This window comes from Paenibacillus sp. PCH8, from assembly GCF_002968835.1.
Lineage (GTDB): Bacteria > Bacillota > Bacilli > Paenibacillales > Paenibacillaceae > Paenibacillus.
Window position 1 is genome coordinate 68,509 of record NZ_PKQK01000010.1, and the last position, 15,050, is coordinate 83,558.

Consider the following 15,050-nt stretch of genomic DNA (forward strand, 5'->3'; position numbering starts at 1 on the left):
GGGGTCAAGGATCATGAGCCGGTTATGCAAGGTGCTGATTGTTGACGATGAGTTTCTAGTAAGACAAGGCATTAAGCACCATATGAACTGGGAAGCCGAAGGATTTATCATTGTGGGTGAAGCTTCCAACGGTGAAGAAGGATTACAGCAGGTGAGCCTGTTAAAACCGGATATTGTGATTACCGACATTGTCATGCCAGTCATGGATGGAGAGACTTTTGTCCGTACACTAAAAGCCAGTAATCCGCAGATTGAAGTGATTGTACTCAGCAGCTTCAGTGAATTTGAGTATGTACGTTCAACGCTTCAGCATGGGGCAGCAGATTATATACTGAAACCGAAGCTGGATACGAATGAACTATTGCAAGTCCTTCAACGTACAGCCGGTAAAATCCCGGAGTTACAGTTTGAGCCATCGCACGATGGCTGGAGACTCGGACAACTGATGGAGAAGATGCTGTCCGGATTTACACTGGATGAAGATAGTGAGATGCCGATTATTCGGGAAACCTTTCCACATGAATCCTTTCGCTTGCTAGTGTATAAACCCACGGATGGTGAAGGGAATGCACTGAAGCTGGATCAGGAGCAGATCGAATCCAGGCTCCGCAGGGATCTGCCTGAAGTTGAATGTGCGATGGTTCCCGCAGAGGGTACATTACCTGTCATGCTTCTGAATATCGATCCTGTGAGAGATGCATGGATGGTTGAACGCATTAGACAGCTGGCTAGTGAAAATGCAGCGGGAAAAAGCAACCCTGGATGGGTGCTTAGTGACAGCTTTACTTCATTTGAACAGATGGGTACCGTATACCGGGAACGCTTGATTAAGCTAATGGAGTATCGTTTCTATTATAAGGATCGACCTATCCTCGTGTATGGTGAACTTCCGCCGATACATCCGGCAGGTTACCAGTTCAATGTGAATATGTTTTTGCAGCATGTGAAGCGTAACCGGGTCGAAGCGGCCAGAGAGTACTTGCAGGATCATGCGACAACCCTGGGACGGGATTATATTGCCGATGTGTTTGAGATCAAATCATTCCTGGGCAATTTGATCTTCAACGTAACCATTACCCTCGCGGATATGGATGTTCAGTCTTCTGGGCTGGAAGAGAGCAAATATACGTATTTTAAAAATGTGGATGGGGCTTCGAGTCTAGTGGAAGTTATGACTGTACTTGACCATTTCATGACGGAAGTTCAGGGGTGTATCGCCGGTGCGGGTGGGAAACGAAGTGATCCCAACATGAAGATGCTGCTGGATTACATGCATGAGCATTTTGACCAACCACTCGGACTTTCTGAAGTTGCGAAGCACTTTCATTTTAATCCATCCTACTTGTCAAGTTACTTCTCTTCGCACAAAAAAGAAGGATTTAACGAATACCTGAATAAAATCAGGATTGAAAAAGCGGAGGAATTGCTCCGATCCGATGATGTAACCATCTCTGAGATTAGCAGTATGGTAGGTTATTCCGATCATAGTTACTTTTGCAAAGTGTTCAAAAAATTCACCGGACTATCACCAAGCCGATACCGGCGCAAATTCTGGGCATAAAGTCAGAAGGATAAGATCATGAAGAAATGGATGAACCAATTATCTCGTCTCGGATTATTTCCCAAGTTATTTCTGGTTATGGTTGTCAGTATTGTTCTTGTCTCCGTACTTATATTATGGACGACCATTCATATGTCAACCAATCTGTTTACCGAGACGTTCAGTATTACGAACTCCAAGGTACTTAATCAGATTAAGACGAATTTTGAATCCTTCAATGAATCGATCGCTGCGGTTACCAATAATGTAGCTCAAAGTGGTGCCATTCGGGGATTTCTGTCTGAGGGGGATGCAGACTCAGTCTCAACGGCCAAATCTTTCTATAATATGCGTGAAACAATGAATCGGGTTCAAACCATTATTGAGTCTTATGAAGTAGGTATTACCATTGTGGGTGTGAACGGACGCAGTTTTTCCACCAATCCGGCTTACATTAAGAAGACAGGGGACGAATTGAAGCAGGAGCCTATTACTAAAGCAGCAGTCCAGTCGCCGAGTCGGCTAATCTTTGACTATTACCGCAGTGAAACCAGCGAAGGCGAACTGCAGATGATTTCTGCAACAAAGGCATTGACGGATCGAACAAGAAATCACATATATGGGACACTCTATGTCACCATGAGAGAATCGGAGTTCCAGCAGTTCTATTCCAGTTTCACGAGTCGAGGCAATGATGTGGTCATTATGAACGAAAAGGGCGAAATCATATCTTCAAACCGTTTGGACTGGATCGGTACAATTCAGCCGGAGCTACTCACATATGCTAAGGATTTGAGTGTGGACGTTTCGAAAAGTATTAATGCCCGTGTCATGGGGCAGGAGAGCATTATTCTATCCGAGTATTTGCCCTTTTATCGGTTTTATCTGATTAATGTAGTGGATAAAGATATGGCGATGGGACAGCTCATTGACATGAAGACGGTTGCGCTGATCTGTACAGCGATCGTTATCGGTGCCCTTGTTCTGGTGTTTCTGATTACCAGCCAAATCACCAAATCACTGCGCAGACTGGTGAAGCAGATGTCTAATATCACGAAAAGTGATCTGGATAATTATATACCGGTTAGTGGCAGTTACGAGAGTCGGCAACTGGGCCACGCGTACAACTATATGCTTGATGAACTGCATGATTATGTGGATCAATTAGTACAGACGCAGCATGAACAACGTAACGCAGAGCTTGCGGCACTACAGAGTCAGATTAATCCTCATTTCTTGTACAATACACTCGCATCTGTCAAAGTTCTGGTGCAACAAGGCAACAAGGACAGGGCAGCGGAGACCATTAATGCATTAATTGGATTGCTGCAAAATACGATCAGTGATGTGAGTCAGACTGTTACAGTGGAGCAAGAAGTCGAGAATCTGAAAAATTATGTCTTCATTAATCACGTCAGATACGGTGGCCGGATTAAAGCAGCTTTTTACGTTGCTCCGGATTGTACACACTATCATGTACCCAAACTGGTGATCCAGCCGTTTATCGAGAACGCATTTTTCCATGGATTTATCAAAAAGGAAACGGGTACGATCCATGTTATGGTTTCCCGTGCGGGGGAATCACTGATCTGTGAGATCATGGATAATGGGGATGGTATTAAAGGATTAAATATGGAAGGGGCACTGCCCAATCCCAAAAACAATCGTCAGCTGTTCAGCGGTATAGGTATTCGAAACGTACATGACCGAATTGAGCTGTTGTATGGCTCACCTTATGGTGTAACAATTATGAGCACCGTCGGCGAGGGGACGAGAGTCACTGTAACGCTGCCGCTGATTACGAGTTAAAAAGAGATTAAAAGCGCCATAAATACATGAACCCTTCATTTCTGCTCCCAGAGATGAGGGTTTTTTTATATGCAAAATCATGAACGGTCTGCATAGTTGTAAAAATTTCTGATCAAAATAGTACAAAATCAAAAGAAAGTACAAAAAACTAAATTAATTGCAACCGTTTTCTGTAAAGGGTTTCATTGAGGCAATAAGAAGACAAATCTGCACAAAATTTTTACTAACGAATGGAGAAATGGGAATGATAAGATGAATACATCGAAAGCAACCGCTTTCAGAAAACGCAAACAAATTTACAAACAAAGAGGTCGAAGGGGAGTTGAATGTTTTGAAAAAAATGTGGGTATTGATGCTCGTAACCGTATTGCTGTTGTCCGCATGTTCATCCGGCGGTGGAGGTAAAGAAGCTGCAAGCGGTGGTGGTAGCGAGAAAGCAAAAGAAATTACGATCTGGGCTTGGGATAAAGCATTTAACGTCGCTGCTCTGGAGCAAGCTAAAGCCATTTATCAAAAAGAAAACCCTGATCTGAAAATCAACATCATTGAAAATGCTCAAGATGCGATCATTCAGAAGCTGAACACTGGATTGAACTCCGGAACAAGCAGCGGTTTGCCAAACGTAGTTCTGATTGAAGACTATCGTGCACAAAGCTTCCTGAGCGCTTATCCAGATGCGTTCAAGGATTTGTCTTCAACAATCAAGGCATCCGATTTTGCAGAGTATAAAATTGGACCAACTTCTTATGAAGGTAAACAATACGGTATTCCGTTTGACTCCGGCGTAGCTGGTTTGTACTACAGAACAGACTTGCTTGAGCAAGCAGGCTACAAAGCTGCTGACCTGCAAGATATCACGTGGGATGATTACGTCAAAATCGGTGAAGCTGTAAAAGCAAAAACGGGTAAAGAGCTTCTGTCTCTTGACCCGAACGACCTGGGTATCATCCGTATGATGATCCAAACTGCAGGTAAATGGTACACAGCTGAAGATGGTAAAACACCTGATCTGAACAACAACCCTGCATTGAAAGAAGCGTTCGTAACATACAAAAAAATGATGGATGCTAACGTTGTTAAATTGCACTCCGACTGGAGCCAATTCGTTGCCAACGCTAATAGCGGTGCCGTAGCAACAATTCCTACAGGTAACTGGTTCTCACCATCCGTTCGTCAAGAGGCTTCCCAATCCGGTCAATGGGCTGTAGCTCCAATGCCGAAAATGGCTGGTCAAGCAAACTCTGTACACGCATCCAACTTGGGTGGTAGCTCATGGTATATCATGAACGATGTTCCTGGTGCAGATCAAGCGGCTGACTTCATGGCTAAAACGTTTGGTTCCGACAAAGAGTTGTATCAAGAATTGTTGACTAACATCGGTGCAATCGGTACGTACGCACCAGCTGTTGATGGTGAGGCATACAACAAACCAGACGAGTTCTTCGGTGGTCAAAAAATCTTCGCTGATTTCGCTAACTGGACTAAAGAAATTCCAAAAGTAAACTATGGTAGCAACACTTATGCAATTGAAGATATCCTGGTTGTTGAAATGCAAGCATACCTGAACGGTAAATCGATTGATGACGTTCTGAATGATGCACAAAAACAAGCTGAGGCACAATTAAACTAATATCCCAAGGTAACTTATAGAACCTAGGAAACATCGGAGCCGTCTCCCTTGTCTGGCGCAAGTCGAGCTGGGCATGGCGAGAGGCTCTGTAGGTTCTACCCATGTTGCATGGAAGAGAGAGGAGCCATACTGTGAAAGCCATAAATACAGGAGACAGTCTCCAAAAGAAAAATAATTTGACTGGATGGGCTTTTGTTTTGCTGGCTGTTGTCGGAATTGTAGCATTCTACTTCTATCCGATGATTCAAGCGCTGCTCTTATCATTCAAGTCTGGCAAAGGTGCCAACCTTGAGTTTTCGGGCCTCGCGAACTATAAAAGATTGCTCGTGGATACAACGTTCCGTACGGCATTATCAAACACGTTCATTTACTTAATCATTCAAGTACCTTTAATGATCATTCTCGGCTTGTTCATTTCCGTATTGCTGAATGACAGCACACTGCGTTTCCGCAGCTTTTTCCGTACTGCAATCTTCTTGCCGTGTGTAACTTCACTTGTTGCTTACTCGGTTGTATTCAAATATTTGTTTGCACCGGATGGTATGGTGAACCAGGCATTACTGGCCATGCACATTATCGGCACTCCAATTGAATGGATTACTGACCCATTCTGGGCTAAAATTACGATCATAATCGCCGTTACTTGGCGTTGGACCGGATATAATATGATTTTCTATCTGTCATCCTTGCAGAACATCGATCAATCGATCTATGAAGCAGCGAAGATTGACGGAGCGAATGCTTTCACTCAATTTTTCAAAATCACAGTACCATTGCTTAAACCGATCATTCTCTTCACGTCCATTACATCAACGATTGGTACACTGCAAATCTTTGATGAAATTATGAATATTACCAAAGGTGGTCCAGGTAACGCGACCATGTCGATTTCTCAATATATCTACAACCTTTCGTTTAAATATTCACCGGACTTCGGTTATGCAGCAACCGTTTCGTATTCCATCGTAATTCTGATCATTATATTGTCTATTATCCAGTTTAAAGTGGCAGGTGATAATAAAAATGGCTAAACCAAGAGCAAAACGCATTTTCACATATGTTTTCCTGTCCATCGTCGCTTTTATTTCAATCTTCCCATTTTTCTGGATGATCATCAGTGCTACAAACAAATCGGTAGACGTGACTAAAGGCACTTTGGTGCCGGGCTCTGCTTTACTTGACAACATTAACAAACTGCTTGAAACCACGAATCTGGTGCAGTCTTTGGGGAATTCAGCGATTATCTCGATTGTTTCCACTATTCTGGCTCTGTTGATTGGTTCCATGGCTGGTTACGGGTTCGAAGTATTCCGTACCAAGTCCCGTGATATCGTGTTTACCATCTTGCTCATGTCGATGATGATTCCTTTTGCAGCGATTATGATTCCGCTCTATCGCATGTTTGCAACGATCTCAAGTGCAGCACCGGTAATCGGTATTAACACCATGGCTTCGGTTATTATACCGACGATCACAACAGCATTCCTGATCTTCTTCTTCCGTCAGAACACTAAAATGTTCCCGAAAGACTTGCTGGAAGCTGGACGTATTGATGGTTTGAGCGAGCTGGGCATCTTCCTGAAAATCTACATGCCTACAATGAAAACAACGTATGCAGCAGCAGCGATCATTACATTCATGAGCAGCTGGAATAACTATCTGTGGCCGCTCATCGTATTGCAAACACCGGATCAGCAAACCATTCCGTTGTTGATCTCTAACCTCGGCGCAGGATACGCTCCGGATTACGGGGTTATCATGACCGCAGTTGTTATTGCAACACTGCCAACAGCAATTGTGTTCTTCATTATGCAAAAACACTTTGTTGCAGGTATGGTAGGTTCCGTGAAGTAATGAAAACAGCATAATCCGTGTAAATGACGGGTTCAGGAAAGAAGAGAGGACGCCAGTTATGGCGTACCTCTGTCTTTTTTGTTTGTTTATGTAAAGCAAAAAGGAAATCCAGATGCAACCTTGAATAAGTCAAACTATAACGTTTTAAAGGGAGAGAGAACCGATGAAAGCAACAAAGGCAGATATCAACTGGTTGGGAGACGTAAGTGTATTTGAGGTGAACCGTCTTCATGCCTATTCCGATCACCGTTATTACCAAACGATGGAAGAGGCTGTAGGTTCAGGTGCGATGTCCATGCGTTATGATCTGAATGGAACGTGGAAATTCAACTATGCGATTCGTCCAGACAGCCGTTCTGAGTTTTTCTATACATCCGATTTCTCCAGTGAAGGCTGGGATGATATTGAAGTTCCGGGGCATATCCAACTGCAAGGATACGGACAGATTCAATATGTAAATACACAATATCCTTGGGATGGTTTGAACGACATTCGTCCACCAGCATTGCCACAGGATAAAAATCCTGTTGGAAGTTACATTCGTACATTCCACCTGCCGACAGGTTGGGAATCGAATCCCGTATATATTTCTTTTCAGGGTGTAGAGTCTGCATTCTATGTATGGCTTAATGGACAATTCGTAGGATATGGGGAGGACAGCTTCACCCCGTCCGACTTCGACTTGACGCCATTCCTTCAGGATGGAGAGAACAAACTCGCGGTTGAGGTATATCAACGTAGTACAGGCAGCTGGCTGGAAGATCAAGATTTCTGGCGTTTCTCCGGTATTTTCAGAGATGTATATCTGTATACAGTTCCTGCTGCACACGTACGTGATGTTCATGTTCGTACAGATCTGGACAAATCTTATACCAACGGTACATTGCAACTGGATCTGAAGCTGGAAGGAAAAGCGGTTGCTGGAGCACGTATTGAGGCTGAACTTCGTGATCGCGAAGGCAATATCGTTAAAACGATAGAATCCAAGGTTAACGATGGACAAGTAAGTATTCGCGAAGATATCGGTACAGTGAATCTGTGGAGCGCAGAGATTCCATACTTGTACCGTCTCTATATTCGTGTATATGATGCTGCGGGCACATTGGTAGAGGTTGTTCCTCAAGCTGTTGGTTTCCGTACATTCGAAATGATTGACAAAGTAATGCACATCAACGGTAAACGTATCGTATTCAAAGGTGTGAATCGTCATGAGTTCAACCCGCGTCGTGGACGTGCGGTTACGAAGGAAGACATGCTGTGGGATGTTCGTACGATCAAACAAAATAATATGAATGCGGTACGTACGTCACACTATCCAAACCAAAGTCTCTGGTATGAGCTGTGTGATGAATATGGATTGTATGTCATTGATGAGATGAACCTGGAGACACACGGATCTTGGCAGAAGCTTGGTGCCGTTGAGCCTTCATGGGTTATTCCAGGTGACAAACCGGAATGGCATGATATCGTTATGGACCGCGCTGTATCCATGGTAGAACGGGACAAAAACCATCCGTCCATCCTGATCTGGTCTTGTGGTAACGAATCACACGGTGGTGAAGTCATCTACAAAGTATCTCAATACTTTAAATCGGCTGATCCGACACGTCTGGTGCATTACGAAGGTGTATTCCATGATCGCCGTTTCGATGAAACAAGTGACATGGAGACTCGTATGTATGCCAAACCGGCTGACATTGAGGAATTCCTGAATGCGAATCCAACCAAACCTTATATTAGCTGTGAGTACATGCATGCCATGGGTAACTCTATTGGTGGTATGCACAAATATACGGAGTTGGAAGACAAATACCCGATGTATCAAGGTGGATTCATCTGGGATTACATCGACCAATCCATTTACAAAAAAGATCGGTTCGGCAAAGAATTCCTTGCTTATGGCGGAGATTTCGGCGATCGTCCATCAGACTATTCGTTCTGTGGCAACGGTATCGTTCATGCTGATCGTAAAGTAACTGCGAAAATGCAGGAGGTCAAATTCCTGTATCAGAACATCAAGCTGTTCCCGGACCGTGAAGGCGTTAAAATCGTAAATGGCAATCTGTTTGCAGATACATCAGCTTTGGAACTCGTGTACAGCCTGGAGCGTGAAGGACAGGAAGTTCTGCGTGGAACATTGGAAGTGAATGTGGATGCGCAAGGCGAGACGTTTGTGAAACTTCCACTCCATGCAGCATTTTTGGCTGGCGGAGAGTATGCTGTAAACACTGCACTTGTGTTAAAAGCAGCTACTCTGTGGGCGGATCAAGGTGAAGAAGTAGCATTTGGACAGTTCATTTTCACACAGGAGCAAGGCAATGATACGGTTCAGACCGATCTGAACCTTGTAAGTGACGTAGTTGTTATTGAAGGTGACGTTAACATCGGTGTTCGTGCTGGCAATACACATGCCCTGTTCTCCAAACAGTTCGGGACATTGGTTTCCCTCAAATTGTCCGGTCGTGAGACCATTGCCGTTCCACCTGCACCGCTCTTCTGGCGTGCAATGACGGACAATGACAAAGGAATGGCGATGGGCTTCGAACTGGGTGCCTGGTATGCAGCGAGCCTGATGCCACGCTCTGTAGAGTGGAAAGCGGAACAGAAACCGGATCAATACCGGATCGAGTTCACGTACAAGCTCAACATCTCTGCAGATGTGCAAGTGAAAGTGATCTATACCGTGCATGCAGATGGAAGCGTGCGTGTTCATAATGCGTACAAAGGTACAGCCGGATTGCCAAATCTGCCAATCCATGCATTGTCTTTCAGAACATCACCTGACTTCGAAAACGTGGAATGGCTGGCGATGGGCCCTGAAGAAAACTATGCGGACCGCGCATTTGGCGCACGTCTGGGCATCCACGGTAGCAAGGTAGCTGATACTGTTGCTCCGTACTTGGTACCACAGGAATCGGGTAACCGTACAGGCGTACGTTGGGCCAAATTGACAGACAACGCGGGACGTGGCTTCAAAATTGAAGCATCTGGAAACCCGGTTGAAGTGAATGTTTCACCTTATACAGCATTCGAACTGGAGAACGCACAGCATGCATACGAATTGCCTCCTGTGCATTATACGGTCGTGACTATAGCGGGTAAACAAATGGGTGTCGGCGGTGATGACAGCTGGGGTGCTCCAGTTCATCCGGAATACCTGATCCCTTCAGACGGCGAACTGGAATTTGAATTCGTTATTCGTGCCCTGTAGCAACAGAATCGTACAGAATAAGGATGTATTGGAATAAAGAACAGAGGTCTTCGCTCGTCGGAGGCCTCTGTTTTGTTATGTCCATGAATTGCTTGAGATGTGATCTATGAAACCGTTCTCTCTCCGGCCACGTAAAATGTACAAGACGGGGAACATAAGAGGGGGTTCAAGATGAGTAGAAAAGCAAAGACAGGTATATGGGTGACGGTGTTGGTCTTTCTGGGCATCATTGTTGGATGTTTCATATGGTATTTCAATACGGCTTCGGGTGAACGTGCACTCAAAACGATGAGATCCAATAACTCGGGTGGTCTGGAGAGGGTCGTTAAAGTGTACAGCAATAATGGTGAATTGATTCAGACCTATGATGGCAAAATTGACGTGGAAGATACGGAATACGGCAATAAAGTATTATTCGATCTCAATGGGAAACGTGTTGTAATCTATAATGCAACGATTGTTGTTGAAGAGAAGTAAAGTGTAGATTGCCAGTCTTGAAGAAGCGCTGGTTTGGAATTATGAATGACACCCTATGGCTTATATAGTAAAATTAAGGAAATGATGTAAAAGATCGAGTGTGATACAGATGATGATATTTATCGCTTTTGTTGCTATCATGGGCATGGTATTGTTCTACAGTTTGCTCGCTTATTTCTTGATTCGCCTTATATCCCGAAAAGCATTCAAGCTTACACTAACCAAATATGAAATGACTGAAATTATGACGTGGCTTGCGGTGGCTTTTGTCGTTTTCAGCATGATCAAAACTCAGTCGATCAATCTTCTCATGCCAGCTGTCTTTCTCATCATTCCATTAGTCCAATTGCGACGTTCCAATCGGAAACGTAGAGAGATGATCAATCAAGGAGGCACTTCATTTTGACAGGTTGCAATGTACAACAAAAATAGGCCCTCTTTCGAGGGCCTATTTTTCATGGGAGAGGAGAAACCGGACGAAGAGCTTATGGGGAAACGTAAGTCTTCTCCGCGGTTGTCTACGACACTTGTGATGTCGATAATTATATAATCGCCCGATTTTTTCCTTTTTATACATATTCATCAACAATTACGTCAACAATTCTCCAGAACAACTTATGAGCACTATTTTTCAAACCGAACCCGAATGTGGTACGATAGCTGTATCAATAAACTTACATAGAGAAAAGGTGACTCGTCAGTGAGAGTGGTATCTGGGAGTGCGAAAGGCAGGCCATTAAAGGCTGTCCCTGGCACAGGCACGCGGCCGACCACCGACAAGGTGAAGGAAGCATTATTTAGCATGATTGGTCCTTATTTTGAGGGCGGCACAGCATTGGATCTGTTTGCAGGCAGTGGGGGTCTCGGAATTGAGGCGCTGAGCCGCGGCATGGACAAGGCTGTTTTTGTTGATTTGGAATCGAAAAGTATTGACGTGATCCGCATGAATCTGAAGGCGACCAAGCTGGAAGACCAGGCGGCTGTATATCGCAATGATGCAGGTCGTGCATTGAAGGCACTCGCAAAGCGAGGCACAACGTTTGATCTGGTGTTTCTTGACCCGCCTTATCGCATGAAGAACGGGGACGAGTTAATGTTGACCATGCACGAACTGGATCTGCTGCAACCGGAAGCAACCATCGTGCTTGAATATGAATTCAAACATGAATATCCTGAGCAATTTGGCCCGTTTGAGCAAACGCGCAAGGCATTGTACGGGGAGACGGCTGTATCTATCTATTATTACGCACCCGAAACAGTTGAAGATGGAGAACCCGTCATAGCGAAAGAGGAGGCTCCACATGACTGAAATGATACATCGACAAGAACGAATCGCCGTATATCCAGGGAGCTTTGATCCTGTAACGATGGGGCATCTGGACATTATCGCCAGGGCATCGAAGCAATTTGATCGCGTCATTGTGGCTGTATTGAACAATATGAGCAAAAATCCGCTGTTTACGGTAGAGGAACGCAAGCAACTGATCACGGAAGTAACGAGTCATCTACCCAACGTGGAAGTGGACAGTTTCCGTGATCTGACGGCCAATTACGTCCGGCAAAAAGAAGCGCAGGTCATCGTTCGCGGCATACGCTCGGTAACCGATTTTGAATATGAGCTGCAATTGGCATCGACCAACAGCAAGCTGAATCCGGATGCGGAAACGATTTTTATGATGACTAATCCGAAATATTCGTATTTAAGCTCCAGTATTGTGAAAGAAATTGCTCATTATCATGGAGATGTTACAGATCTTGTTTCACATGAGGTGGAAGTGGCACTACGTCAGAAAATCAGCGAGAAAACCGGCGATTAAACCAGAAGGTAAGCCCCGATAGGCTAATCATGACCGCAAGAAGTAAGGCAAGGCTGATACAGGCGACAGGAAAGGCACTCCAAATGGTGTTGAATGTGTTGGTGGACAGATCTGGTTCTGCATTCGTCTGTAACGTGGTCCGGACTTCTGTGCTATATCGGCTGAATGGTTTCCACAGGAACAGACTGATGCCAAATGAGATAAATCCATGACTCAAACGAACTCCGGCAAAGTACAATATGGACTTCGTACGAATGCCACTTGTCTTCAGGACAGCGGAGACTTGCAGATGGGAGCATAAACCGCCCCATCCCAGAACAGCTGCAAGCAGGGACATCAGCAGAGCAGGTGCTAGCGGAGTTTGGCTTACATGGTAGGTACCCAGGTGGAGCTCCAAAAAGGCTGGCCACATGGCAGCGGAAGAACCCGGAGTAAGATAAAGGGAGAGTATTCGGATAAATACGGCAAAACCGATCATGTATCCTCCGGTCATCATCAGTGTCTGCACAGCCTGGGATACGGTATCACCCAGCAGTTTGCCGAAGCTTCTTCCATCGCGATTGTGGGCATCTCTAGCTGCAAGTATCATGTTAGACCACAGACTACGTCGTTTGTACGTAGAATGGTGGGGGGCGGATGAGTCTCTTACGGGACTTGCAGGTAGAGAACCAGGAGTGTCAATCGCTGCTTGAATTGCAGCAGAGTCGAACGGGTCTGTCCGGTTACCGGGTGCAGGCAGAAGGCGTACAGCAAGAATGGCTGCGAGCCAACCGCTAAGCCAGTGAACGGCAAGAAGGAAATAACCGGCAGCTGGCTGGTGAAGAAAAGCAGCACCAACAACGAGGATGATCATCATCGGGTTGGCAAAATGTGCTACTGCTGCAAGGATAACCGCCTGCTTGGCGGTAATTTGTCTATCCTGAAATAAACGGGATACTGCATCTGCTCCTGCGGGGAATCCCCCGCACATGCCAACAGCAATAGCCAGTCCCGCGTTGCCTGGTAGCCTGAACCACCGTTGCATTAATGGTCCGAGCAAGGCACCTATCGCGTGGGTGAAGCCGAACGCAGTGAGCATCTGGGATAGCATGAGGAACGGAAGCATTGCAGGGAAGATGATTTTCCACCATATATCCAGACCCTGAATAGAGGCATCAAACGCATCTTTGGGAGAAGCAACTACGGCAATGACCAGCATTAAAGCGCCAGTACTTAGAAATATCGTTCGTAACGGTCCAGAACCGCTAACCTCACTCTGTATTGTCAATCCGTTTCACCTCATATCAAATAACGCCCAATCGGCATCTGAATCATTGTGGACGGCCGAATGACGTCCGAAGAGCGGTTCGGCCTTGACCGGACAGGCTACTGTATACAGCGGCCTATCCGGCCTGTACCATTGTATGCACAGGGATCAGGGTGTTAGACTTGAAATAACTATATAAATAATGTGAGCTGAACATCTCCATCGACATAGGAACGAAAAGGATGGAGTTTGGATTCAGCTCGTATAGAGATACAAAGAACGGAGGCTCATGCGATGAATCGGATTCGGAAATCTGGCGGATTCAGAGCTTCGATCTTTGTGATCGTGGTGACTCTGGTCGTCTATCTTGCCGTGTACATGCCAACACCATATATCATATATATGCCTGGCAGTGCAGATGAAGTTAAACCAATGGTAACTGTTAAGGGCGGAGATAAGGAAGAACACGGTGTATTCATGATGACGACGGTGTCAGCAACCTATGCCAATGTATTTTTGCTCGGAACCTCTCTATTCAATCGGAATGCTCAAGTGGATAAAAAGGAAGACCGACTGCGCGGCAAAAGTGAAGCAGAATACTCTGCCGAACAGGTATGGTTCATGAGTGACTCACAATCTTCCGCAATGGAGGCTGCGTATGAGAAGGCTGGCGTAGCGTACTCCATTGTACCTGAACATATCTTTGTATTTGGACTTTCCGAAAATCCGAAACCGGAGGGAGACATTGCTCCTGGAGATATTATTCTTGGAGTAAACGGAACGGCTACTCCGGATAATACGGTGCTGTCCGCCCAGTTAAAAGGCAAGAAGGTCGGAGATGCGGTCGAAATGCAATTGGAACGAGGCGGGGAGACCATTAGCCGGGACGTGAAGCTGATTCAGGTGAAGGATAGCAAAACGGGTGAATCCCGCCCAGGGCTCGGGGTAATGATCGGCTCTGTCCAGAAGGTGAAAGCGGAAGATCCGGACAATCAGATCTCTTTCACAGACACCCAGGTTGGGGGTCCTTCTGCGGGATTAATGTTTACTTTGGAGATATATAACCAGTTAACACCCGGAGATCTGACCAAAGGTCATCGTATTGCGGGTACAGGCACCATTACCAAAGAAGGTGTGGTAGGTCCCATTGGTGGTGTTAAGCACAAAATTGTAGCCGCTGACCGAAAAGAAGCCGAGATCTTCTTTGTGCCTAAGGATAACTATAAGGAAGCAGAAGCCAAAGCCGAAGAGATCGGTACCCAAATGAAACTGGTGCCTATGTCTACCTTGGATGATGCACTGGCTTACCTAAAAACGCTGTCCGTGAAATCATAGGTTTGTGAATAAGCAGAGAGTAACAAAATGAAGTTAAAATGTGGTGGAAGAGTTAAAGAGTGAAGTGGGAAAATGAAGAACTTATGAAGTGATGAAGTTGACTAATTTGATGAAATGATCAAATGTGAAAT

At 45.2% G+C, this 15,050-nt stretch carries 12 protein-coding genes; 11 read left to right on the forward strand and 1 reads right to left on the reverse strand.

What is annotated here, in order from left to right; genetic code table 11:
- Positions 1-13 precede the first annotated feature (13 nt).
- The 10 genes from C0Q44_RS29330 to coaD all read left to right on the forward strand — a co-directional run bounded on the left by C0Q44_RS29330 (position 14) and on the right by coaD (position 12,338).
- The gene (locus C0Q44_RS29330) at positions 14-1,561 is read left to right on the forward strand and encodes a response regulator transcription factor (RefSeq protein WP_105410668.1); all 1,548 of its coding nucleotides are present in this window, start codon (positions 14-16) and stop codon (positions 1,559-1,561) included.
- A gap of 18 nt (positions 1,562-1,579) precedes the next feature.
- Positions 1,580-3,349: a sensor histidine kinase gene (locus C0Q44_RS29335; protein ID WP_105410669.1), complete on the forward strand. Its 1,770-nt coding sequence runs from the start codon at positions 1,580-1,582 to the stop codon at positions 3,347-3,349.
- 331 nt (positions 3,350-3,680) lie between these two features.
- Positions 3,681-4,979, forward strand: coding sequence for an extracellular solute-binding protein (locus C0Q44_RS29340; protein ID WP_181151222.1), 1,299 nt, complete (start codon positions 3,681-3,683; stop codon positions 4,977-4,979).
- Between the two features lie 131 nt (positions 4,980-5,110).
- Positions 5,111-6,010, forward strand: a complete 900-nt coding sequence (locus tag C0Q44_RS29345; protein ID WP_105410670.1) for a carbohydrate ABC transporter permease — start codon at positions 5,111-5,113, stop codon at positions 6,008-6,010.
- Positions 6,003-6,833, forward strand: coding sequence for a carbohydrate ABC transporter permease (locus C0Q44_RS29350; RefSeq protein ID WP_105410671.1), 831 nt, complete (start codon positions 6,003-6,005; stop codon positions 6,831-6,833). The genes C0Q44_RS29345 and C0Q44_RS29350 overlap by 8 nt, the downstream gene beginning before the upstream one ends.
- A 163-nt stretch (positions 6,834-6,996) precedes the next feature.
- Complete coding sequence (gene lacZ, locus C0Q44_RS29355) at positions 6,997-10,044, forward strand: beta-galactosidase, LacZ type (protein WP_105410672.1); 3,048 nt, start codon at positions 6,997-6,999, stop codon at positions 10,042-10,044.
- Positions 10,045-10,215: 171 nt separating this feature from the next.
- On the forward strand, positions 10,216-10,521 hold the full coding sequence (locus C0Q44_RS29360) for a hypothetical protein (RefSeq protein ID WP_062833752.1): 306 nt from the start codon (positions 10,216-10,218) through the stop codon (positions 10,519-10,521).
- 109 nt (positions 10,522-10,630) lie between these two features.
- Entirely contained in the window at positions 10,631-10,927 is a 297-nt protein-coding gene (locus tag C0Q44_RS29365) for a hypothetical protein (protein ID WP_105410673.1), read from the forward strand.
- A 294-nt stretch (positions 10,928-11,221) separates the two neighbouring features.
- Positions 11,222-11,830, forward strand: a complete 609-nt coding sequence (gene rsmD, locus C0Q44_RS29370) for a 16S rRNA (guanine(966)-N(2))-methyltransferase RsmD (protein ID WP_105410674.1) — start codon at positions 11,222-11,224, stop codon at positions 11,828-11,830.
- A 1-nt stretch (position 11,831) separates the two neighbouring features.
- Positions 11,832-12,338, forward strand: a complete 507-nt coding sequence (gene coaD / locus C0Q44_RS29375) for a pantetheine-phosphate adenylyltransferase (protein WP_105410691.1) — start codon at positions 11,832-11,834, stop codon at positions 12,336-12,338.
- Here the strand turns inward: coaD and C0Q44_RS29380 are convergent.
- Entirely contained in the window at positions 12,316-13,605 is a 1,290-nt protein-coding gene (locus tag C0Q44_RS29380) for a nucleoside recognition domain-containing protein (RefSeq protein ID WP_105410675.1), read from the reverse strand. The genes coaD and C0Q44_RS29380 overlap by 23 nt on opposite strands.
- Before the next feature lie 273 nt (positions 13,606-13,878).
- Here C0Q44_RS29380 and C0Q44_RS29385 point away from each other — a divergent pair, with 273 nt between their 5' ends.
- A complete protein-coding gene (locus tag C0Q44_RS29385) occupies positions 13,879-14,919 on the forward strand; it encodes a SepM family pheromone-processing serine protease (protein ID WP_105410676.1) in 1,041 nt (346 codons plus the stop codon).
- Positions 14,920-15,050 lie beyond the last annotated feature (131 nt).

Coding starts and splice junctions, on each gene's coding strand:
- C0Q44_RS29360 (WP_062833752.1), top strand. CDS start 10,216: ATGAGTAGAAAAGCAAAGACAGGTATATGGGTGACGGTGTTGGTCTTT.
- lacZ (WP_105410672.1), top strand. CDS start 6,997: ATGAAAGCAACAAAGGCAGATATCAACTGGTTGGGAGACGTAAGTGTA.
- C0Q44_RS29330 (WP_105410668.1), top strand. CDS start 14: ATGAGCCGGTTATGCAAGGTGCTGATTGTTGACGATGAGTTTCTAGTA.
- C0Q44_RS29385 (WP_105410676.1), top strand. CDS start 13,879: ATGAATCGGATTCGGAAATCTGGCGGATTCAGAGCTTCGATCTTTGTG.
- coaD (WP_105410691.1), top strand. CDS start 11,832: ATGATACATCGACAAGAACGAATCGCCGTATATCCAGGGAGCTTTGAT.
- C0Q44_RS29335 (WP_105410669.1), top strand. CDS start 1,580: ATGAAGAAATGGATGAACCAATTATCTCGTCTCGGATTATTTCCCAAG.
- C0Q44_RS29350 (WP_105410671.1), top strand. CDS start 6,003: ATGGCTAAACCAAGAGCAAAACGCATTTTCACATATGTTTTCCTGTCC.
- C0Q44_RS29365 (WP_105410673.1), top strand. CDS start 10,631: ATGATGATATTTATCGCTTTTGTTGCTATCATGGGCATGGTATTGTTC.